Annotated in this window: 16 protein-coding genes and 1 pseudogene; 4 read left to right on the forward strand and 13 right to left on the reverse strand. The window is 38.1% G+C overall.

Going from position 1 to position 23258, the window contains the following annotated elements; translation table 11 throughout:
* Positions 1-27: 27 nt before the first annotated feature.
* A complete protein-coding gene (locus M3627_RS03120; protein WP_169358532.1) occupies positions 28-2823 on the reverse strand; it encodes a 2-oxoglutarate dehydrogenase E1 component in 2796 nt (931 codons plus the stop codon).
* A gap of 402 nt (positions 2824-3225) precedes the next feature.
* A complete protein-coding gene (locus M3627_RS03125; RefSeq protein ID WP_169358531.1) occupies positions 3226-4683 on the reverse strand; it encodes a DASS family sodium-coupled anion symporter in 1458 nt (485 codons plus the stop codon).
* Between the two features lie 766 nt (positions 4684-5449).
* Between M3627_RS03125 and M3627_RS03130 the strand changes: the two genes are divergently transcribed.
* Entirely contained in the window at positions 5450-7159 is a 1710-nt protein-coding gene (locus M3627_RS03130) for a transglutaminase domain-containing protein (protein ID WP_169358530.1), read from the forward strand.
* Positions 7160-7466: 307 nt separating this feature from the next.
* Here the strand turns inward: M3627_RS03130 and M3627_RS03135 are convergent, their stop codons facing one another.
* Together M3627_RS03135 and M3627_RS03140 are read right to left on the reverse strand one after the other, a co-directional pair.
* Entirely contained in the window at positions 7467-7940 is a 474-nt protein-coding gene (locus M3627_RS03135; RefSeq protein ID WP_169358529.1) for a phosphate-starvation-inducible protein PsiE, read from the reverse strand.
* 191 nt (positions 7941-8131) lie between these two features.
* The gene (locus M3627_RS03140) at positions 8132-9010 is read right to left on the reverse strand and encodes a LysR family transcriptional regulator (protein WP_251552928.1); all 879 of its coding nucleotides are present in this window, start codon (positions 9008-9010) and stop codon (positions 8132-8134) included.
* A gap of 112 nt (positions 9011-9122) precedes the next feature.
* On the opposite strand from M3627_RS03140, the gene M3627_RS03145 reads away from it, so the two are divergent.
* A complete protein-coding gene (locus tag M3627_RS03145) occupies positions 9123-10313 on the forward strand; it encodes a coenzyme F420-0:L-glutamate ligase (protein WP_169361542.1) in 1191 nt (396 codons plus the stop codon).
* A 189-nt stretch (positions 10314-10502) separates the two neighbouring features.
* On the opposite strand, the gene M3627_RS03150 is transcribed toward M3627_RS03145, so the two are convergent.
* Positions 10503-10823, reverse strand: a complete 321-nt coding sequence (locus M3627_RS03150; RefSeq protein ID WP_169361541.1) for a hypothetical protein — start codon at positions 10821-10823, stop codon at positions 10503-10505.
* 347 nt (positions 10824-11170) lie between these two features.
* Between M3627_RS03150 and M3627_RS03155 the strand changes: the two genes are divergently transcribed.
* On the forward strand, positions 11171-12559 hold the full coding sequence (locus M3627_RS03155; protein ID WP_169361246.1) for a TldD/PmbA family protein: 1389 nt from the start codon (positions 11171-11173) through the stop codon (positions 12557-12559).
* A gap of 2 nt (positions 12560-12561) precedes the next feature.
* Positions 12562-13905 carry a TldD/PmbA family protein gene (locus M3627_RS03160; protein WP_169361247.1) on the forward strand — a complete coding sequence of 448 codons (1344 nt, stop codon included), beginning with the start codon at positions 12562-12564 and terminating at the stop codon, positions 13903-13905.
* 304 nt (positions 13906-14209) lie between these two features.
* On the opposite strand, the pseudogene M3627_RS03165 reads toward M3627_RS03160, so the two are convergent.
* From M3627_RS03165 to M3627_RS03200, 8 genes and pseudogenes are all read right to left on the reverse strand, one after another.
* Positions 14210-14512 (reverse strand): annotated as a pseudogene (locus M3627_RS03165) (transposase); the annotation flags it as partial.
* 158 nt (positions 14513-14670) lie between these two features.
* On the reverse strand, positions 14671-15303 hold the full coding sequence (gene pyrE / locus M3627_RS03170) for an orotate phosphoribosyltransferase (RefSeq protein WP_169361244.1): 633 nt from the start codon (positions 15301-15303) through the stop codon (positions 14671-14673).
* Complete coding sequence (gene pyrF, locus M3627_RS03175) at positions 15300-16010, reverse strand: orotidine-5'-phosphate decarboxylase (RefSeq protein ID WP_251552929.1); 711 nt, start codon at positions 16008-16010, stop codon at positions 15300-15302. Before pyrF ends, pyrE begins: the two co-directional genes overlap by 4 nt.
* Positions 16007-16921, reverse strand: a complete 915-nt coding sequence (locus M3627_RS03180; protein ID WP_251552930.1) for a dihydroorotate dehydrogenase — start codon at positions 16919-16921, stop codon at positions 16007-16009. Before M3627_RS03180 ends, pyrF begins: the two co-directional genes overlap by 4 nt.
* The gene (locus M3627_RS03185; protein WP_251552931.1) at positions 16918-17694 is read right to left on the reverse strand and encodes a dihydroorotate dehydrogenase electron transfer subunit; all 777 of its coding nucleotides are present in this window, start codon (positions 17692-17694) and stop codon (positions 16918-16920) included. Before M3627_RS03185 ends, M3627_RS03180 begins: the two co-directional genes overlap by 4 nt.
* Positions 17691-20888, reverse strand: coding sequence for a carbamoyl-phosphate synthase large subunit (gene carB, locus M3627_RS03190; RefSeq protein WP_251552932.1), 3198 nt, complete (start codon positions 20886-20888; stop codon positions 17691-17693). Before carB ends, M3627_RS03185 begins: the two co-directional genes overlap by 4 nt.
* Positions 20881-21981, reverse strand: coding sequence for a carbamoyl phosphate synthase small subunit (locus M3627_RS03195; RefSeq protein WP_251552933.1), 1101 nt, complete (start codon positions 21979-21981; stop codon positions 20881-20883). Before M3627_RS03195 ends, carB begins: the two co-directional genes overlap by 8 nt.
* Complete coding sequence (locus M3627_RS03200) at positions 21978-23258, reverse strand: dihydroorotase (RefSeq protein ID WP_251552934.1); 1281 nt, start codon at positions 23256-23258, stop codon at positions 21978-21980. The genes M3627_RS03195 and M3627_RS03200 overlap by 4 nt, the downstream gene beginning before the upstream one ends.

The raw sequence follows: 23258 nt of genomic DNA on the forward strand, positions 1-23258 counted from the left end.
TAAACTTCCTCCTTTTAGTTCTATTGCTCACAAACTTTTTAATGCTTCTTCAATAATTCTTCCTTGTTCTACTTTATAAGTATCTGCGTCGCCTTCAGCCGGACTTGAGCGATGCACTCGTCCTGTATAAGCAATGCTTCTTCCATCTGCCATCTCTAATAAATACGGGAGAGCATAATTCCAAGAACCCATATTTTGAGGTTCTTCTTGAGCCCATGTCAATAACTCTACGTTTGGGTAACGTCCTAATATATCCAAGATTTCATCCTTAGGGAATGGATAAAGCTGTTCCACACGAATGATATGCAAATAATTAAAATCAGTGCCGCTTTTTACTTTTTCCGCTAAATCAATTGCCATTTTCCCACTAGCAAAAACAATTTTCTTTACCTCGTCTGGTTGGCCACCAAGATTCGGTTGTTCAATCACCGCTTGGAATTTACCATCCACCAATTCAGAGACATCAGCACCAACCAAAGGATTCCGTAAAAGTGATTTAGGAGAGACGATTAGTAGCGGACGCACAAATTCTTCATTCAAAGATTCTGCTTGTCTGCGTAATATATGGAAGTAATTTGCTGCGCTTGAAAGGTTAGCTACAGTCCAGTTATTTTCTGCTGAAAGCTGTAGGTACCTCTCTAATCTAGCACTTGTGTGCTCTGGGCCCTGCCCCTCGGCCCCGTGTGGAAGCAGCATTACTAGACCTGACTTCAATCCCCACTTCGCTCGAGCAGAACTGATAAAGTTATCAAACATTACCTGTGCCATGTTAGCAAAATCCCCATACTGTGCTTCCCAAATCGTTAACGTATTCTTATCCTCTAGTGTATATCCGAATTCATAGCCTAAAATAGCAGCTTCTGTTAATGGGCTGTTATGAACAACAAAAGAGGCAGCAGAATCGCTAATAAAATGCATTGGTATAAGTTCTTCTCCTGTTTTCTCATCATGTAGTACTAAATGTCTGTGAGAGAACGTCCCGCGTTGGGCATCCTGTCCACTTAAGCGAATCGAATGTCCATCTTGCAAAATAGTTGCAAACGCAAGTGTTTCGGCGTGTCCCCAGTCTATCTTTCCGCTTCCGGTAAAAGGCTCTTCCCTACGTCTAAGTATCTTCTCTAATTTTTTGAATGGAGTGAACTCCTTGGCCCAGGTTAAAAGTTCTGCGTTAGCCTTGCTTAACTTTTCTTCCTCAACACCAGTCGGTATATCAGGATATCCGTCTAATACAACCTGCGGAATCACTACCTCGTTTGCAGTTGTCTGCGGAAGTTCTTTGACCCTGTCATATGCCTCCTGCATTTCCTTTAATATTGTCTCATCTAACATCTCAACTTGGGACTGGTTAAGTACCTTTTCTTCTACAAGTTGGTCACCATAAATTTGCCTTACAGTTGGGTGTTTATGGACAATATGATACATCAATGGATTAGTAATGGATGGTTCGTCCATTTCATTATGACCATATCGACGGTAGCCAATAAGATCAATAACTATATCCTTACTAAATTGTCGACGATACTCAAAAGCAAGCCTTGCTACTTCTAACACAGCTTCCGGCTTGTCAGCATTTACGTGGATGACTGGTACCTCAAATCCCTTTGCAGGATCCGAGGAATAATTCGTAGAACGAGAGTCGAATTGCTCTGTAGTGAATCCAATCATATTGTTAGCGATAATATGAATGGATCCACCTGTTTGAAAACCACGCACTCGGCTGTAGTTTAACACCTCTGTTACCACACCTTGCCCTGGAAAAGCGGCATCTCCATGAACTAAAATTGCAAATGCTGCATTCTTATCTTGCTTTGGATAACCAGGTATGTCTTTTACCTCTTGTGCTGCTCTAGTTTGACCAGTCACTACAGGACTCACCACCTCAAGATGGGATGGATTATAGGCCAGCTGTACTGTGACGCCATTATTTGAACGATAGGTAGCCCCTTTATGATATTTCACATCACCAAACCAGCCTTCTGCAATCTCTAAAGATCCGTCCTTAGGTAAGAATGCCTTAGACGGTACATGAGCGAACTCAGCAAACATCATCTCATACGGTTTATTTAATACATGCGTCAAAACGTTTAATCGGCCACGGTGGGCCATTCCGATATTCACCTGTTTAGTTTTTGTTATCCCAGCCTGATTAACTAATTCATCGATTAAAACAACTAATGCATCAAGCCCTTCTATAGAAAAGCGCTTAGCTCCTACAAACGTACGATGAATAAACTTTTCAAATCCTTCAATTTTAGTTAAACGTTCTAGTAACTCTTTCTTTTCTTCTAATGAATGGCTTTGATTTAAAGCATTTCCTTCAATTTTATCTTGAAGCCATTGTCTCTCCTTGGAGTCTGTGATATGTGTAATTTCAAAAGCAATACTTTCCGTGTAAACAGACCTTAGATAATTGATAGCCTCAAGTCCATTACGTATGTCTTTAGGAGGATTATTAATTATAAGAGCTGCCGGTACATCTACCAAGTCCTGTTCAGAGAGGCCATAGAACTCCATACTAATTTTCGACGGGTCCTGTTTCCCATTGTTAAGGGGGTAAATGTTAGCATTTTGGTGTCCATGTATACGAATAGCATCTGCGAGCCGAATAGCTCGAAGAATTTTATCTAAGTTGTTGTTTATATTACCTGATATCGATTTAGTCTCACTTTGACTCAAAGAATCAACTGGTGAACCATATTGTTGAAACAATGCTGCTATTTCCTCTTCTACGTGATCAGGTGATTGTACATATAAATCGTATTGCTCTAACAGATATGCTAAATTGGGTCCTTGAAATTGATTCCATGGATAATTGTTATTCATTATTACACATCCTTATATTTTTAAGCTTTGTTAAAGTTATGGTTGATTTTGACTAACAATTCTTTTTTATAGTGACTGTAAACATACACAAGGAAATTTCAAATGGCTATTGGTGACAGTTTTTTAGCTTTGTTTATGCGAGTAAACTGATTAGATTTATAGATGCTAAAGCTTTTCCATTTATTGATTGGAGCACCAGACGGCGACTCCTACGGGATGAGGGAGACAGATAAGACATCACAACCACGCGCGTAAGCGATGGGTGATGGCTTATCGCTCACCCCGAGGAAAGCGTCCGGCTGGGGCTGAAATCAATTCTACTCTCTGATTTAAGATTTCTTTGTATCATAAATCAACCCTACCCTTCAACATAGCCTATTTTTATAACTAATCCCACTTGTCTTAAAGAAGACCAACCCATTGCCAATAAGTCATGCTGAAGACAATGATTAATAAGTATCCTACTATAGTTATTGGAAGACCAGATTTCAAAAGGTCCTTTGTTGTGAAGGCACCGGTACCATATGCAAGCATATTTTGGGGTGCGCTTACAGGTAGCAAGAAACCGAAGCAAACAACAAACTGTTGGATTAATACAAGACCAGGACCGTTAAAAGAAGTTGGCTGCATGGAGACCACTAAAGCGATAACAATAGGTATAAAAGCGGAAGCCAAGCTCGTAGCACTTGCAAATCCTAAGTGAATCAAAATATTAAATAACGAAAGAACCATGATAATAAAAATAAGAGGCATTTCTGTCAAACCGACTGCTTCTAAAGTATTTTGCGATAACCAAGCAGCTCCTTGCGTTTGTAAAAGCACTGTACCCATTGATATCCCAACTCCAAATACTACAAGAGTTCCCCATGGAATCTTATTTTGCACTTCTTTCCAAGAAAAAATACCAATTCCAGGTAAGAGCATAACCATGACCGCTATAAAAGTCACTGTCGTTGAATCTAGTGGGTGAAGTATACCTTCTGTTGCCCAAAGAATTAGTAATGCGACCGAAATAATAATTAATCTTTTTTCTTTCCCTGTTATAGGACCCAAATCTCTTAATTGATCTTTAATAACTACGTCACCGTTTTCTAATTCCGATAGCTCTGGTTTGATAAGCTTATTCATTAGAAAAAATAGTAAGACAGACATCAGTATGGACCAGGGACCAGCATATATAAACCATTGCCCCCAGGTAATATTAATGCCAAAAGTTTCTTCAATAAATCCAAGAGCAACCATGTTTTGGGCTGCAGCTGTTTTAATACCAACATTCCAAATAGATATAGACTGCACTGCCGTAACTATTAATAAAGCGGAAAGCCTACTTGTTTTAGGTAAATTAAAAGCAGCTACTATTCCTAAAAGAATAGGAAGAATTGTACCCGCCCGAGCTGTAGCACTAGGAACAAATAGAGCTAATACAATACTTACAACAATTGTCCCAAAAACTAAGCTCTTTGTTTTTGTACCAACCTTGGACATGATGAAAAGGGCTAACCTTTTGTGTAATCCCGTAAGCTCCATCGCTGCTGCGATAAATGTAGCACCGGCTACTAATCCGACTGCAGAAGAACTAAACCCACCTAACGCAAGCTTTAATGCACCTGATGTCGTGTAATCTACTGTAGGATCATCAATAGTTGGAGCAAGACCTATAAATACGGAAATTAGCACAATTATTATGGAGGCACTTACAGGAAACGATACAGCCTCTGTAACCCACAGAATTACTGCTAACGCAAGTATTGCCAGAGCTCTCTGCCCAGCAACAGGAAGTCCTTCAGGATTTGGTAACAAAATAATGATAAGAAATACTGCAAAAGCCAGAAGAACAAATAACATTTTATTTTTTTTCATCTTTTCTTCTCCTCTACTTCTATAAATTTACAAATAGACTAACTAAGAATGAATCTTTACTTTGCGATTAAACATACTTGTGGATAAAATAATAGGTGAACTTAAAGCACCTCTGTATACTTATCTGCTGTATTTTGTCCTAATTTATCCTTATTAATCATTCCATCTTCTTCTATTGTCATACACGATATTTTAACTTTTAAGTTTTGGAAATCGCCTCTTTCTCTTAACTACTCTCTTACTTGGACTTCACTTTTAGGACCTTAATAATTTGTTCATACAAGTTTCTAAATTATCTTGTAATAAAAAAAACTTTTTATACCTGAAATTCCCAAGTAAAGTTTCATAAATTGCAGGAGTTTTGATACTGTTTCATTTAAAAGAATAGGTTTAATATTATTAATTGTGAATAATTTCACAATAACGTAAGTATAACTCTTTTGTATTTTTTTGTTATACTATTATTCTTTTTTTCACTATTAATTCATAAATTATTAATCGATTGTTCATAATTTTGTCATTTTTTATTATTTGTATATAATTTAATTTTATTTTAAATTTAGTAAGCAGCTGGCAGTTGGATGCGTAAATTTCTAAGTTATCCCTTGTATTAAGCGTTCGCGCTGTCATCGGTTATACAGCTCACGTCTCCTACTGGATACACCTGCTACTGATATCAATACATGTAAAAAATAATCCACTATTTTTCCAAATTTATGAGAGAATAAATAGAAGAGTTTTATGCGGATAAAAAGGAGGATGTTCAATGGAGTTATTTAAACGTGGATTCCCTATATTGTGTTTTTTAAGTCTTCTCTCTGCATGTGGTAATGATTCCGAAACATTGAATAATCCAATACCAACAGAACCTAACATTCCTGTTCCAATAGAAAAAGTTGAAGCTGATCCTTATGAAATTTTAGTTCAGGAAAAAAATAAAAGCTTAAACCTTACTCCGCTGGATCTCACTTCCTCTTATGCAAGTGAACTAGGGCTCACCTTTTATGAACCAAAATATGAGAAGTTTTCTGCTAACGGTGAAGTTACTATTGCAGGTGAGATAAAGAAGACTGACGAACTAAAATCTAACTACATATGGATTAATGTCCAAACAGAAAAAGAAAATAGTTATATTCAGGAACAGGACTATTTTGTTCCAATTAGTGATGGTAAATTTAAAAAAATCATTCATTTTTTTAACGGTGAGGGAACGTATAAGATTAAAGTACAGATACCGAGCACAGAACGAGAAAACCATTACTATGATACAGCAAACTTTGAAGTTCTAAATGTAAACCCAAATAGAATTAGAGATGTTGCCTATACACCTATTGGTTTAGAAGCCGGACTGACCCTTAATACAGAGGTCGGCTATGTAGAAGAAGACGGTATTTATACATTGCAAGGGAACTTACAGAATGGTGGATTATACGAGGATATTATGGTTCGGCTATCAAAAGACGGTCAAACGTGGAGTAATGTTATTCCAATAAAAAAAGGTCAATTTACTGCCAATATTCCACTTTTGTTTGGCGAAGGCTTGCATAAGCTAGAAGTTATGATTCCCGATTTAGAGAAAGATAACTTTTACAAGACTGCAACTGATTTGCTTATAGAAAATACATCGTTAGAGATATTGGAACCAATTTCTTATTCTTCCCTATATGCTGAACGCGGGATAAATCTGGTTGAGCCTGTCAGTGGAGAAAAGACAACAGGACACACGTTTCACATTAAGGGTTTTATAGATCCAGAAGCTTCACTATCAAAACAAACTACCCATCTCTATGTGCAAACTCAAAAAGGTGAAGATCATGCTCTAGAGGTCATTCCCATCCAAGACTTTACATTTAACGATTATTTTCATTTAAGATTTGGCCCTGGAGAATATGAAGTATCTATTAGCGTCCCTGAGATTACTGAAACTAAAAATGATTTCTTTAGATATTATGAGGTTGCTAAGTTCGATATAATTTCTTCAGCTGAACAGGATAAACGAGATATTCTTCCTTCAAGAGGCATTGAATCTGATGCACCGCAAATTAGTGACCTAGCAAACAGCCTTACAAAAGGAAAAACTTCCGAATTAGAAAAGTCAAAAGCTATTTATGACTTTGTAGCTAGCACCATCTCTTATGACGTAGTTAAATTCCAAAATGACGACTTCAAATGGGATGACAGTGCCTTAAAAACTTTAAATTCTCAAACTGGGGTATGTCAGGACTACGCCTACCTTACGATTGCACTCTTACGTGCAAGCAATATCGAAGCCCGATTTGTAGAAGGATACACGACAGATCGACATGCATGGGTAGAGGCTAAGGTCGATGATCGGTGGGTCACAATGGATCCTACATGGGGTGCAGGCTACCTAAATGACAACAAGGAATTTATAGCTAGTTTTAGTGAAGATTATTTTGACCCTGATGAAGAGTTTTTCCAAAAAACGCATACTCGCATTGGTTTAGTATATTAGTATGAGCGGAGCTGCCTCCTCGCTTTTTTCATTTGCCTGTCGGGGCAAACACAGGGGCTTACGCTTTTCTATTTGGCTAGCTTCAGCCCCTTGCCCCTCGGGGTCAAATGGATAAAAGCTCCGGTGGCTGTGAGGCTGCCTCCTCGCTTTTTCCATTTGCCTGTCGGCGCAAGCACAGGGGCTTACGCTTTTCTATATATAAATAAAGAGGATGGTTGTGGTTTATTCACAACCATCCTCTTTGCAACATTTATAGAGGTTTTATTTATTTTTTTAGGAATAATTTCACGACTTAAATAGGTATTTTTCATGCATTCGTTTCTCCCAAGTTTGATGGATTTTCTCTTTCCCTTCCTTTTATAAACCATGGGTTACTAGGTCTTTCAAGTGGTGTAATATTCATAATAAAATAACCAACAATTAAAATTAGAATAACGAGTGAGTAAAAAAGAGTATCAATTGGATGGTCATGCTCTACGATGATTAGACGGATCATTGCTGTGATACCTACATATAAAAAATATCTAAGCGGAAAGTGGTAGTCTTCTTTGAAGTACTTCACGATCATAGTGATGAATTCAAAATACAAAAAGAATATGAGGATATTAGCAAGGAACATTTTATAATCGCTCGGACCTACTGTGAGCAGCACCTTTATAAAAATAGTCAGCTCCTTCACTAACAAAAAGGCCAGTATAAAGGCCAAGAAGACTAAGCAGAGGTTTAAAAACATTTGCAAGGCTTTTGGGATGATCGATAACACAGCTGTAAATTTAACCATTCAATTCCCCCTTTTTTATAATATATTATTATAATGTAAGGTTACCTAACATGTCTACAATGAAATTTCAAAATATATTTTTAAAATCACACTACGTATCCCTACATACTGTATTTTGGAAGAAAAAGAAGTGCTACCCCGATATGACAAAGCGTAGCACTTCTTAGAAATAGTTGTGGAAAATCAAGCCTTTACTCGATTAATTCTACAAATTTAGTGGCGGCAGTTGATAATGGAACCCTTTTTAGAAAGCACACCCCTATATTTCTTGGCGGTATACTCTCTTTTAACTTCACCTCTTTAAGCATCCCTTTTCTTAAATAATCTCCCGCAAATTGCTTAGTAACACAAGCAATACCTAAGTTAATTTTTGCGAACTCCAATAGTAAATCATGAGAACCTAACTCAAATTCAGGTGATATTTTTACACCCTTTGAAAGCATATATTCTTCCACATATCTTCTTGAGACTGATTTTTGTTCAAGGAATATTAATGGAAATTTTACAAGCTTGTCCAAACTAAGTGGCTTTGACAAGACTTTATCAAACTTTTCCCCATATACAAAGATGTCTTGTACCTCTAGACAAGGCCGTTGTCCCAAGCTATCATCATCTATCGGAAAATTACAAAGAGCAATGTCTACTCCTCCACTCTTTAAAATATTGCAAAGCTCTATGGTCGTACCATTTACAATGGTGAATTTAATACTAGGATATTTATTATGGAACTCCTCTAAATAAGGGAGCAAGAAAAATCTTGAAATTGTATCTCCCACTCCAATTTTAAGTTCCCCTGCAGTAAGGTTTTTAAATTCTAAAATTTTCTCCTCACCAGTATCAATGAGCTTTAAAGCAGAGCTAGCATATTCAAAAAGCACAGAGCCTTCTGTTGTTAAAGTAACTCCTTTTGTCGTTCTGTAGAATAATCTGGTATCTAGTTCTTTCTCCAGTTGCATTATGGCCTGACTAACTGCGGATTGACTCATAAAGAGATCTTTTGCAGCCTTCGAAAAGCTATTATTTTTACTTACCATGCAAAATATTTTATATAAATCCAATTTCCCTGACATATAAGCACCTCTTATATCTATTATAATATATATTAATTTTACTTATATCACTGTATTACGTAGAATTACAAGTGGTAATAATATATTTATAATAGTTGAAGGAGCGTTCAATTTGGAAAGAGTAGTGGGAACAGTTGTAAGAGGTCTTCGTGGCCCAATTATAAATAATGGTGATAATATTGAAGAAATAGTAGTAAATAGTGTATTAAAAGCATCAGAAGTAGAAGGCTTTTCTATCAACGATCAGGACATTGTGACCGTAACTGAATCTATCGTTGCCCGCGCTCAAGGAAACTACGCTAGTATAGACCAGATTGCCACTGACGTTCATACGAAGTTTGGAGATGACACACTAGGTGTTATTTTTCCAATCCTAAGTCGTAATAGATTTGCAGTAGTACTCCGTGGAATAGCAAAAGGTGCAAAGAAAATAGTCTTAATGCTAAGCTATCCTTCTGATGAAGTCGGCAATCATCTTGTAGAAATTGACGAGTTAGATGATAAAGGCGTAAACCCTTGGACAGATGTCCTTACAGAGAAACAATTCCGCGACTACTTTGGCTATAAGCTACATCCTTTTACCGGAGTAGACTACATTGCATACTATAAATCGTTAATAGAAGAATACGGAGTGGAATGTGAAGTCATTTTCTCTAACAACCCAAAATCTATTCTAGACTATACAAAAAATGTACTTGCTTGTGATATTCACTCAAGATTTAGAACGAAGAAAATATTAAAAGCAAATGGTGGCGAAAAAATTTATAGTCTAGACAACATATTATCGGAGTCCATTGATGGAAGTGGTTTTAACGAGGAATATGGTTTACTTGGATCGAACAAATCGACAGAAGACACGGTGAAGCTTTTCCCTCGCGATTGCCAACCAATCGTTGATAACATTCAAGAAATTATAAAAGAAAAAACAGGGAAAAATGTAGAAGTAATGGTATATGGAGATGGAGCATTTAAAGATCCTGTAGGACATATTTGGGAGCTAGCTGATCCCGTTGTTTCACCAGCCTTCACATCTGGATTAGCTGGAACTCCAAATGAAGTAAAATTAAAATATCTTGCAGATAATAACTTCGCTCACTTAAGAGGAGAAGAATTAAAGCAAGCAATTACTGAGCATATTAATAACAAAGAAGACAATCTTGTTGGAGCAATGGAAGCTCAAGGTACAACTCCACGTAGATTAACTGATCTTATTGGTTCTCTGTCAGATCTTACTTCCGGTAGCGGAGACAAAGGTACACCAATGATTTATATTCAAGGATACTTTGATAACTACACTAAATAATAAAAAATTAATAAACGAGGCGGGTGTAAAACTCTCCTCAAAATAAGAAGCCATGAAAATTCTACGGATGTAAAATTTTCATGGCTTCTTTTTATTATCTGGAGTTATTTACGGTTACAGCGAGTTGTGAAAAAACTGTACTTAGCTAATGTCTCTGATAAGTGCAGTTTTTGATTTCTTTAAGTCTATTTAAAACTCTTCATTAAAGACGTCTTTTGGAATCTCTGGCTTAGAAGCTTCTATCATTAAAATAACAGCAGTAATGATATGCATAATCATTCCTACAATAGGTATGAAGCCAATACAAGAGGTTACTATTCCTAGTATACTCCCTGTCGTAGTTCCTCCGCCTTCTTTTTTTGTAATTACTAGAGTAACTATATGCAGTGCCAGCATAATTAGCAAAGGAATCCAGGCCAAGCTCAGAATTATGATTCCTCCAAGAACTGGTATACCTAGTACAGCCTCTAATCCTCCTGTAACCCATTTCAATATTTTTGAATTTGACATATTCTCTACATCCTCTATTTTCATTTTTTTATAATTATTAAGAATATAACATAACCAGAGAGGGATGTCTTAACTTTCTTATGATTTATTACCCATTTAATCCAATACAGATTTTTAGTTTTTTATTTATTTAGTCGAAATAATACTATATGAGAAAGGAAATATCCATTCTATTTCTCCAAAGCCCATGTCAATGCACGTAATACTATTAGAATGCCCAACTCTAACACACTTATTATTGCGTAAATATTACCCTCTAAAAACATTTTTAAATTTACTAAATTATCAAAATAAACAGTATTAAGTAATAGTTTATTACTATATAATTCTATTAAGGGGGGAATTATATGTTAAAACAGTCCATTATAGAAAACGTATTGGAAGCAGCACTTTCTACCGGAGGAGATTTTTCAGAAATTTTTGTAGAAGATAAATACGTAAATCAATTAGTACTACAAAGCAACAAACTAGAAAAAAGTAATTCGGGTAGAGATTTTGGTATTGGTATTCGTATATTTTTAGGGTTACAAAGTATTTATACGTATACTACTGATTTTTCAGAAGAAGGTTTAATACAAGCAGCCAAGCGAGCAGCCCATGCCATCCAAGGTGGTTCTGCTGGAATCATTCATCCACTTCAAAAAGAAATTATTCAGCCACTACATACTATTGCTTTAAAGCCTCGTAGTGTAGAAAATCTTAGAAAAGTATCTGTCATGAGACAAGCAAATGATATTGCAAGAGGCTTTGATCCTCGTATTAAACAGGTAGGAATACGCTATATAGACGAGGAACAGAATGTTTTAATCGCAAATTCAGAAGGAAAGTTCGTAGAAGACACTCGTGTATATAGCAGGCTATCTATTCAAGCCACTGCTTCTGATGGTATTGAAATGCAGACTGGCTTTTATGGTCCAGGGGCTCATGCTGGGTTTGAATTCATAGAAAATCTTAACTTAGAACATTATGCCGGAGAGGCGGCTCGTATCGCAGTAAATATGCTTGGTGCTGAGGAATGTCCTAGCGGAAAGTTCCCAGTTATTATTGACAACGAATTTGGAGGAGTTATTTTTCATGAGGCATGCGGTCATGGCCTAGAGGCTACATCGGTTGCCAAAAACAATTCTGTTTTTGCTAATCGAATAGGTGAAAGAGTTGCTCCTGACATTGTATCCTATATAGACGATGGTACATTACCTAACGAATGGGGTTCATTAAATATTGATGATGAAGGTGAAAAAACTCAAAAGAACGTATTAATTGAAAATGGTATTTTAAAGGGCTATCTGATTGATAAATTTAATGCTAGAAGAATGAATGCAAAGCCAACGGGTTCTTCACGTCGACAATCATATAGATACAACCCTACGTCACGAATGACTAACACATTTATTGCACCTGGATCTTCTACTCCGGAAGAAATAATAGCTTCTACAGAATATGGAATCTATGCTAAATATATGGGCGGTGGGCAAGTTAACCCTGCCACTGGAGACTACAACTTCGCAGTTATGGAAGGTTATATAGTTAAGAATGGAGAAATAGCTCAACCAATCCGTGGTGCTACGCTAATTGGAAATGGAGCAAAGACATTACAACTAGTAGATCGTGTCGGAAATAATCTTGCTCACGGTGCTGGAATGTGCGGTTCCATTAGTGGAAGCCTTCCAGTTAACGTAGGACAGCCCATGATTCGTGTAAGTGAAATCACTGTTGGTGGAACAAAGGGGGAATAATGATGAATACAACAGACTTTCAAAAAGAGCTGCTTAAACAAGCAAAAGCCACTGGATTTTCTGAAGCAGAAGCTTACTACGAAAGATCAGATTCGTTTAAATGTATGATTTTTAATGGAGAAGTAGATAGTTATGAAACTTCTGAAGAAGCTGGCATAGGGTTTAGAGGTCTGTATAACGGAAACATGGGCTATGCTTATACAGAAAAAATAGATGAGAGCTCGATTGCCTTCTTAGTAGAAAACGCTAAGGCTAACGCTGATATCTTAGATGAAAGTGATAATTCTTCTATTTTCGAGGGAAGTAAAGAATATGTCCAACATAGCTTTTATAATCCTGAATTAAAGAAGATAGGAATTCCTGATAAAATTGAGTTTATAAAAGCCATTGAACAAAAAGTACTGGCATACGACCCAAGAATAACTACTTTAAACTATTGCATGCTAGAAGATTTTAATTCTGAACGATTAATGATTAATAATAAAGGCCTCTCTTTGCAGGATGAACGAAACGGACTTTATATTTTTGTATCTGCAGTTGTAAAAGCTGATAATGAAATGAAAACTGGACACGTTATTAAAATGACTCGTGATTTTCATACTTTAAATGCTGATGAAATTGCTACTGAGCTAGCAAAAGAAGCATTATCTTATTTGGGTGGTAAAACCATCCCTAGCGGTAAATACCCGGTCGTATTCAGACATGATTCCGCTGCTTCTCTCTTAGCTATCTTTTCTGAAATTTTCTCGGCTGAAAATACTCAAAAGGATCAATCCCTTTTAAAAGGAAAAGTTGGAGAGAAAATAGGATCAGATTTGCTGACTCTTGTAGATGACCCCTTCCACCCTGATGCTTTTTCTGGATCTTCGTTTGATGGCGAAGGAGTAGCTACCAAAAAACAAACAATTATCTCTAATGGAACATTGGAAACTATTCTACACAATCGGAAGACTGCTAAGATTGATGGCTGCGAGTCCACTGGAAATGCATATAAGTCCTCTTACAAAGGTACTTTAACTATTGCACCTCAAAATTTATATATTGCTCCTGGGGAGCAAAACAGAGAGCAGATATTAAGTAAGCTTTCAAATGGTGTTTATATAACTAATTTATCCGGGCTACACTCTGGAACAAATACGATATCAGGTGACTTTTCAGTGGAGGCAACAGGTTATCATATAAAAGACGGTAATATCGCATCACCTATCAAACAAATGACTATCGCCGGAAATTTCTATCACGTCCTGAAAACTATAGATGACATTGCATCAGATCTTACCTTTCAACCTGGAGGTTATGGATCACCCTCTATATTAGTAAAAGAGCTTGCTGTAACAGTAGACTAATAAATCTAGCATTCTTTGACTAAATAGGGAAAGAAGTAATCTCACTTCTTTCTCTTTTACTTATGGTACAAAAATCTGTAAGCATCTTTAGAGGTTGCTTTGATTCAAGGACAGCTCAACTAGGATAAATGAGGCAAATGATTATGAAATTGATTCATCCATTTAAAAATCGCCTCTCCATTAAAAATGAGAGGCGATCCAGAGTGAAGACAAAAGGGTTGGAAATCGAAACGATTTCCAACCCTTTTGCTATTATCACAGTTTACATTCTGGAAAAAGAGCTAATTCAGCTCTCGATTTTGGTTTACGCCATTGTTGGCGTTTTCCAGGTCCAGCTGGCCAACTTCTTAAGATTTAAGGCAGCAAAAGTAAGCATCACCTGCATAGACAATATTTTAAGACCCTTTAAGGTTGTCCATCGCATACCATGCTTTTCTTTGGCATCGGCAAAGACATGCTCGATCGTCTCTTTACACTTCTCGTAAATTCCTTTCATTTCATAGTTATGAAATAAGTCCTCAGCTACATCCAAATAGTCTTGCCAGATAGGACGCTGAATCATCTTTTGTTTATTCATACTCTGCGTGCATTGGTCAATCACTTGACACGTGCCCACGGAAAGCGTCCGTTCGTAGCGGAAATCAACTCTTCCTCGCGTTACTTCTATTTTAAAAGAAAAAAGACTGTAGGCGAAATCCAAAATTTTTGGAGTTTGTCTACAGTCTGAATCGCTTCTCCATTAAAAATGAGAAGGCGATCACTTCCTTATTTTAATAACCCTTGCTTCAAATCATTGTGCCACTTAGTAAGCATCGGAATATCCGCTTCTGTAATAGTTCCTACTTCCTGCGCCGCATTGACCAAAGTCTCAAAGTTAGTTAGGCTGACAAAGTTTATCTCTGCTTCTTTAAAAGACTCCTCTGCTTTCGGAAGTCCATATGTAAAAATACTTACTACTCCAAGTACTTCTAACCCAGCTTTTTGAAGCGCTTCAACTGCTGTTAAGCTACTTCCTCCAGTGGAAATTAGATCTTCGACGACTACTACCTTCTGGCCTGTCACTATTTTTCCTTCGATTTGATTTCCTCTACCATGCTCCTTTGCCTTAGAGCGTACATACATCATAGGAAGCTCTAATACATCACTTACCCATGCTGCATGAGGAATACCTGCTGTTGCCGTTCCCGCCAAGGCTTCCGTTTCTGGAAAATTCTTTTGGATTGCTTCAGCAAGACCTTTTGCAATATCCTTACGAATGACCGGAGAAGACATCGTTATGCGATTATCACAATAAATTGGTGATTCTATTCCCGATGCCCACGTGAAAGGATCATTTGGTTTTAGTTCTACTGCCCCTATTTCAAGAAGTGCTTTTGCAATTTTATGTTCAAATGTCATGCTTGTTCCTCCCACATTTTTAGAATAGTTTTATAAGCCTCTACGGGATTTTCTGCTTCTGTGATTGCACGTCCGACCACAATGTGAGAAGAGCCTAGCTTTTTAGCATTAGAAGGAGTTGCTACTCGTACTTGGTCGTGTGCCTCTCCAGTAGATAGTCGTATACCTGGAGTAACTCTTAAAAAGTCTTCCCCACACGCTTCTGCTATTTTCTTTGCCTCTAGTACAGAACATACTACACCATCTAATCCTGCTTTTTGGGAAAGCCTAGCATAATGAAGAACAGATTCCTCTAGAGTTTGTTTAATCAACTGTTCCTCTTGCATTTGCTTCTCAGAAGTGGAAGTTAATTGCGTAACGCCTATAATAGCAGGTCTTACTTTACCGGCCGAAGTTCCGGCTTCTAAGCCTTCACGAGCTTTTGCCATCATATTCTCTCCTCCAGCTGCGTGGACATTGATCAGATCTACTCCTAAACGTGCTAATCCTTTCATCGCCTGTCCAACTGTATTTGGAATATCATGTAGCTTCAAATCTAGAAAGACATCATGTCCTTTTTCCTTAAGCTTATAAACGATGGCTGGACCTTCCTGCATAAATAGTTCCATTCCAACCTTCACAAAAAGAGATTCCTCAAAAGGTGTTAAAAAACGGTAAACTTCTTCTGCTGAAGAAAAGTCTAATGCGATAATGGGGCTGTTTTTCATAATCGATGGCTCCTTCCAACTAAATCGTTTACTGTTTTATACCCGAGCTCATCTAACTTTTCTGGTAATTGATCGATTAAAGTCGGACAAATAAATGGATCAACAAAGTTAGCCGTGCCTACAGCAACTGCACTTGCTCCTGCAGATAGGAAGTCTATGACATCATCTATATTCGACACCCCACCCATACCGATAATTGGTAAAGATACTTGTTTAGCTACTTCATATACCATGCGAAGGGCAACAGGTTTGATGGCGGGTCCTGACAGACCACCAGTTACATTAGCGATGATAGGGCGTCCAGTTCGAGTGTCTAGACGTAAACCAAGTAACGTATTAATCATAGTTATTCCATCTGCACCGCCAGCTTCTACTGCTTTTGCAATTTCTACTACGTTTGTTACATTTGGAGACAATTTTACATAGACGGGAACGCTTGAAACTTCCTTGACAGCTCTTGTTAATTCTTCTGCTATTAGGGGGTCTGTGCCAAACGTAATTCCACCTTGTTTAACGTTTGGACAGGAAATGTTTAGCTCTAGAGCGTATACGTTTGGTGCCTTTGAAATAGCCTCAGCAACACCAACATAGTCCTCTTTTAATGTCCCAGCCACGTTTGCAATGATCGGCACATCATATTGTTCTAGCCACGGCAGCTCGTTTGCCATGACCTTAGCTAGTCCTGGATTTTGTAGCCCAATCGCATTCAGCATCCCTGCAGGCGTTTCAGCTACTCGAGGAGTTGGGTTACCTAGTCGTGTTTCTAAGGTTGTTGCTTTAATCATGATAGCTCCTAATTTGGATAAATCATAGAGTTGAGCATATTCCTTTCCAAACCCAAAACACCCAGAAGCAGGCATAATCGGGTTCTTTAATGACAGTCCTGGTAATTCGACAGCTAATCTATTCATAATCGAATCACTCCTGACTCGAAGACTGGACCATCTGAACAAACCTTCAGATAGTCAGCATCCATTTTTTCCGTTGTCTCACATACACATGCAAAACATGCACCAATCCCACAGCCCATTCGTTGTTCAAAGGAGAGATAGCCTTCTTTATGCGGATACATTTTTTCCACAGCAGCAAGCATAGGCGTTGGACCACAGCTATAGTACACAGCAAAGTCATCCGTCATCGTCTCTAAAACATTTGTTACAAATCCCTTATGACCATAGCTTCCATCTGCTGTAACAATATGTGTTTCGCCAAGCTGGTTAAATAGCTCCTCATAGAAAACAACATTTTCCGATTGGAAGCCTAGAACATGAATCGGTTCAACACCTTTTTCTACTAATCTTTTAGATAACTCGTAGAGAGGAGGAACTCCAATTCCTCCACCTACTAGTAATGCCTTGTCGCCTGAAGCAGCTTTTTCGATTGGAAAACCCTGACCTAATGGACCGAGTACATCTATATAGTCCCCTGCTTTTTTCTCTGAGAGTAGCGCAGTTCCTCTACCATCTGCTCGGTAAATCATCGTGAATTCTGATGCTTCACTATCGATAGAACAAATACTAATCGGTCTTCGTAGTAGTGGCTCCATTTGATTTGCCACACGTACATGAACAAATTGGCCAGGTTGTTTCATCTCCTGTACGAGCTGTCCCTTTGTCGTAAGCCTAAAAATGTTCGTCGCAATTTTATGTTGAGATACAACAATCATCTGCTCCTGTTTAATCATGCACGGACCTCCTGTAACTTCATCGTATCCGTAGAGAAGCTCATCGATTCAATTACTCGAACCATTGCCTCTGCTGTATCTAGAGAAGTTAAGCAAGGAATTCCATTTTCAACAGACTCTCTACGAATTCGGAAGCCGTCACGCTCGGGCTGCATGCCTTTTGTTAAAGTATTAATAACAAATTGCGCTTCCCCTTTTTGAATAACATCAAGTAAAGTAGTTCCCTTAGAACCAATTTTGTCAACAATATCTACTGGAATACCTGCCTCTTGAATTGCTTTAGCTGTACCCTCAGTTGCAATTATACGGAAGCCAATTGCGTGGAAACGCTTAGCGATATCTGTTGCTTCTTCTTTGTCTTTATCAGAAATCGTCATTAGCACTGAGCCATGATCCTTAATTTCCATTCCTGCAGCTACTAGGCCTTTATAGAGGGCTTTTTCTAATGTTATGTCTTTACCCATAACCTCTCCAGTCGATTTCATCTCTGGCCCTAGGGTAATATCTACACGGCGCAGCTTAGCAAAGCTGAATACAGGGACCTTTACATATACTCCTGGACTATTTGGTGCAAGCCCTGTTTTAAAGCCTTGCTCTACAATGGATTTTCCTAAAATTGCCTTTGTTGCAATATTTGCCATTGGAATCGATGTAATTTTACTTAAGAAAGGTACCGTACGGCTTGAGCGTGGGTTTACTTCAATTACATAAACCTCGTCTTTGGAAATTACATATTGAATATTCATCAGACCTACTATTTTTAAGCCTCTTGCCAGTCTCGTTGTATAATCTACCAATGTGTCTATATGTTTTTGTGATAGCTTTTGTGGTGGATATACAGCGATTGAATCACCTGAGTGCACTCCTGCTCGCTCAATATGCTCCATGATACCTGGTATTAGAACATTCTCTCCATCACAGATTGCATCGACTTCTACCTCTGTACCAGTTAAGTAACGGTCAATTAAAACGGGCTTTTCGGGGCTAGCTTCAACCGCGTTTTCCATATAGTGTTTAATTTCATCTTCATTGTAAACGATTTGCATTGCTCGACCACCTAAAACATAAGAAGGTCTAACTAATACCGGATAACTAATTTCATTAGCTATTTCAATAGCTTCTTCTACAGATACTGCTGTCTTACCTAGCGGCTGAGGAATTCCTATTTCGTGAAGAGCAGCCTCAAATTTATTGCGATTTTCTGCTCGATCGATATCTTCTAGAGTAGTGCCTAATATTTTTACGCCTCGTTCTTCTAACGCTTCCGCTAGGTTGATCGCTGTTTGACCGCCAAACTGTACAACTACTCCTTTTGGCTTTTCAAGGTCCACGATGTGCATGACGTCTTCTACCGTTAATGGCTCAAAGTACAATTTATCTGAGATGGAGAAATCGGTAGAAACTGTTTCTGGATTATTATTAATAATAATCGCTTCATAGCCTGCTTCTTTGATGGCCCATACAGAGTGAACTGTTGCATAATCAAATTCAACTCCTTGCCCGATTCTAATTGGACCAGAACCAAGTACGATGACACTTTCTTTATCCGTTCGAATGGATTCGTTTTCCTCTTCATATGTCCCGTAGAAATAAGGAGTTTCTGATTCAAACTCTCCTGCACAAGTATCTACCATTTTGTAAACTGGTGTAATTCCATGTTCCTTTTTAAAGTTATATACTTCTATTTCTTTCACGTTCCAGTACTTTGCTATTGTTTTATCAGCAAAGCCCATTCTTTTTGCTTTATAAAGAATTTCTTGATTAAACGGATTCTCTTGTATTACCTTTTCATATTGCACGATGTTCTGTAATTTGTTTAAGAAAAACAGATCTATTTGAGACCATTCATGTATTTGCTCGATGCTCACACCACGGCGAAGTGCCTCTCCTATAAAGAATAAGCGCTCATCTCCTGCGCGACGAATTCTTTTGGCAATCCATTCGTCTGTTATGGATTCGCTGTTCTTCATTTCCAAATGGAAGTGACCTGTTTCTAATGAACGAACAGATTTTAAGATTGCCTCTTCAAATGTACGTCCTAGCGACATTACTTCTCCGGTTGCCTTCATTTGTGTTCCAAGGTTACGTTTTGCTGATTCGAATTTATCGAACGGCCATCTAGGAATTTTTGCAACAATATAGTCTAAAGCTGGCTCGAAGCAAGCGTATGTCTTTCCAGTTACAGGATTCATCATTTCATCTAGTGTAAGTCCTACTGCAATTTTTGCTGCAAGCTTCGCGATGGGGTAGCCAGTTGCCTTTGATGCAAGTGCTGATGAACGACTTACACGTGGGTTAACTTCAATAATATAGTACTGGAAGCTATATGGATCTAAAGCAAGCTGCACATTACATCCACCTTCGATTTTTAGCGCACGGATAATCTTTAAGGAAACATTTCGAAGCATTTGGTTTTCACGGTCCGACAAAGTTTGGGTAGGAGCTACTACAATCGAGTCCCCCGTATGAATGCCTACTGGGTCAACATTTTCCATATTACAAACAACGATTGCATTGTCAGCTGAATCTCGCATTACTTCATATTCAATCTCTTTGAAGCCAGCAATCGATTTTTCTAGTAGACATTGAGTTACAGGGCTATACTTTAACCCACTAGTTACGATTTCCACTAAATCTGTATCATTGTGACAAATACCTCCCCCAGTTCCTCCTAAGGTAAAGGCAGGTCTTACGATTACTGGGTATCCGATTCGCTCTACAAACGCCTTTGCTTCCTCGAGGTTGTGGATAATATCACTTTCCGGTACTGGTTCGTTCAATTCATTCATCAACGTACGGAATAAGTCACGATCCTCTGCTTTATGAATCGCCTCTAGTTTTGTACCAAGAATTTCAATTCCTAACTCATCTAATATGCCTGATTCATCTAATTGAATCGCCATGTTCAAACCTGTCTGTCCTCCTAAAGTTGGAAGGATTGCATCTGGACGCTCTTTGCGGATGATCTTACTCACAAATGGAAGAGTAATAGGTTCAATATATACTTTGTCTGCAATTTCTGTATCTGTCATAATAGTTGCTGGATTGGAGTTTACTAATATTACTTTGTAGCCTTCTTCTTTAAGGGAAATACATGCTTGTGTCCCCGCATAGTCAAACTCTGCAGCTTGACCGATTACAATTGGACCAGATCCGATTACTAAAATAGTTTCTATATCTTTACGTTTAGGCATGTGAAGTCTCCTTTTTGCTTTCTTTATTCATTAGTTCAATAAATTGATCAAATAAGTGGGTTGAGTCTTCTGGACCGCATGACCCTTCTGGATGAAACTGTACACAAAACACGGGATGTTTTTTATGTCTTACACCTTCAATTGTCCCATCATTTAATGCTAGATGAGTAATTTCTAAATCCGTGTTAGAGATTGAATCTGCATCAATCGCATAGCCATGATTTTGTGAAGTTAGCTCTGTTCTTCCAGTAGTTAAATCTTTTACTGGATGATTTCCACCTCGGTGACCAAATTTTAGTTTGAAGGACGTTGCACCACTTGCTAGTGAAATTAACTGATGACCTAGACAAACTCCGAAGATTGGAACATTTCCGATTAGACCTTTTACCATTTCAATAGACTCTGGTATATCTGTCGGATCCCCAGGGCCATTAGAAAGCATCACTCCATCAGGGCGCATAGCTAAAATCTCTTCAGCAGATGTATTAAAGGGTACTACAATAACGTCACAATCACGTTTATTTAACTCTCTTAGTATTCCATGCTTCATACCGAAGTCTACTAATACAACTCGTTTACCTCGCCCTGGACTTGGATAAGGTCTCGTAATAGAAACCTGCTCCACTACGTTTTTAGGAATATCAGTAGATTTTAACGTTGCCACGGTTTCTTCCACATTCACTTCTTCTCCAGCAGCTGTTAGCGTTCCTTTTAGAGATCCGTGCTTACGAATAATGCGTGTCAGCTTTCGAGTATCTATTCCTTCAATTCCTGGAATATTTTTTAAAGTTAAAAATTCATTCAATGTACTTTGGTTACGGAAGTTAGATGGGTTCTCTGCTAGCTCCCGAACTACAACTCCAGACAAGGCGATCTCTATTGCTTCAAAATCATCTGGATTAATCCCGTAATTACCTACCATCGGATACGTAAAAGTAAGTATTTGACTACAGTTGGATGGATCTGATATAGACTCCTGGTAACCGGTCATAGCAGTTGTAAAAATTACTTCTCCAATAGTCCCTAATTCACTACCAAATGCATTTCCTTTAAAAACAGTACCGTCTTCTAATATTAAATATCTTGTTTTCATGCCTGTTCCTCCTGCCATACTATTTCTCCGTTATAAATCGTTACTTGTGGCCAACCTGTACAAACCCATCCATCAAACGGAGTATTTTTTCCTTTAGAAAGGAATGCTTCTTTATCTATTTTTTGTTCTTCTTTTAAATCTACTAATACTAAATCAGCTGGAGCTCCTACTTCTAGCTTGCCAAATTCAAACCCAAATACGTTTGCTGGCTTGATGGTCAAATAATCTAGCAGTTGCTTTAATGACCACTCCCCGGTTTTTACGAAATGAGTATACAGTAATGGAAATGCCGTCTCTAATCCAACTATTCCAAAGGGAGCCTTTTCGAAACCATGTGCTTTTTCTTCATCTGTGTGAGGGGCATGGTCTGTTGCTATAAAATCTAAAGTTCCATCTAACAATCCCTCACGTAAAGCCATCATGTCGTCTCTACCTCTTAGCGGAGGATTCATCTTCCAAATTGCATCATTTGCTGGAATATCCTCCTCGCAAAGTAATAAATGATGTGGACTTACTTCTGCAGTAACATGGATGCCGGCTTTCTTAGCGTCTCGAATCACTCGAACAGATTCCTTTGTACTTACATGGCAAACATGATAATGTGCTCCTGCTGCTTCAGCTAATAATATATCTCTCGCAATATGTACCGATTCTGAAACCGAATGGATTCCTTTTAATCCAAGCTCTTCATTTCGCTTTCCTTTATGCATTACCCCACCGTACAAAAGGGAATTATCCTCACAGTGAGCTACAACAGGAATAGTATGTTTTGCTGCCTCTTGCATCGCTTCCAGCATAGTTCCAGCTGTTTGTACACCGACCCCATCATCTGTTAAAGCAAATGCACCCAGTCCTTTTAGTGCAGCTATATCTGTACGTTCTTTACCTGCTTGACGTATGGTAATAGATGCATAAGGAAGTACTCGAACTAGTGCATTTTGATCTACTAAATCTAATACATGAGAGAAGTTTTCTACTGTATCTGGAACTGGACGAGTATTTGGCATCGCACAAATCGTAGTATATCCCCCTTTTGCAGCAGCCTTAGTTCCTGTTTCTATTGTTTCTTTATGCTCTCCACCTGGCTCACGTAAATGAACGTGTACATCGATAAAGCCAGCGGATAGTAACATTCCTTTACCATCAATCACTTGCGCATCTTCTAAAGTAGGAGTAGGCGTAATTTCAGCTATTTTTCCGTCTTTTACTACAACTGAGGTAGTTTCTAATTCACCTGATTTGTTTACTAGTTGGACGTTTTGAATAATTTTTGTCAT

The organism is Psychrobacillus sp. MER TA 171 (assembly GCF_023713305.1).
GTDB lineage: Bacteria > Bacillota > Bacilli > Bacillales_A > Planococcaceae > Psychrobacillus.

Excerpts from the sequence above, each read along its gene's own strand:
- M3627_RS03135 (WP_169358529.1), bottom strand. The coding sequence starts at position 7,940 with ATGGTTAAATTTACAGCTGTGTTATCGATCATCCCAAAAGCCTTGCAA.
- pyrE (WP_169361244.1), bottom strand. The coding sequence starts at position 15,303 with ATGACATTTGAACATAAAATTGCAAAAGCACTTCTTGAAATAGGGGCA.
- M3627_RS03200 (WP_251552934.1), bottom strand. The coding sequence starts at position 23,258 with ATGACAAAAATTATTCAAAACGTCCAACTAGTAAACAAATCAGGTGAA.
- pyrF (WP_251552929.1), bottom strand. The coding sequence starts at position 16,010 with ATGAAAAACAGCCCCATTATCGCATTAGACTTTTCTTCAGCAGAAGAA.
- M3627_RS03120 (WP_169358532.1), bottom strand. The coding sequence starts at position 2,823 with ATGAATAACAATTATCCATGGAATCAATTTCAAGGACCCAATTTAGCA.
- carB (WP_251552932.1), bottom strand. The coding sequence starts at position 20,888 with ATGCCTAAACGTAAAGATATAGAAACTATTTTAGTAATCGGATCTGGT.
- M3627_RS03180 (WP_251552930.1), bottom strand. The coding sequence starts at position 16,921 with ATGAATAGATTAGCTGTCGAATTACCAGGACTGTCATTAAAGAACCCG.
- M3627_RS03155 (WP_169361246.1), top strand. The coding sequence starts at position 11,171 with ATGTTAAAACAGTCCATTATAGAAAACGTATTGGAAGCAGCACTTTCT.
- M3627_RS03150 (WP_169361541.1), bottom strand. The coding sequence starts at position 10,823 with ATGTCAAATTCAAAAATATTGAAATGGGTTACAGGAGGATTAGAGGCT.
- M3627_RS03185 (WP_251552931.1), bottom strand. The coding sequence starts at position 17,694 with ATGATTAAACAGGAGCAGATGATTGTTGTATCTCAACATAAAATTGCG.
- M3627_RS03140 (WP_251552928.1), bottom strand. The coding sequence starts at position 9,010 with ATGTCAGGGAAATTGGATTTATATAAAATATTTTGCATGGTAAGTAAA.
- M3627_RS03195 (WP_251552933.1), bottom strand. The coding sequence starts at position 21,981 with ATGAAAACAAGATATTTAATATTAGAAGACGGTACTGTTTTTAAAGGA.
- M3627_RS03160 (WP_169361247.1), top strand. The coding sequence starts at position 12,562 with ATGAATACAACAGACTTTCAAAAAGAGCTGCTTAAACAAGCAAAAGCC.
- M3627_RS03125 (WP_169358531.1), bottom strand. The coding sequence starts at position 4,683 with ATGAAAAAAAATAAAATGTTATTTGTTCTTCTGGCTTTTGCAGTATTT.
- M3627_RS03130 (WP_169358530.1), top strand. The coding sequence starts at position 5,450 with ATGGAGTTATTTAAACGTGGATTCCCTATATTGTGTTTTTTAAGTCTT.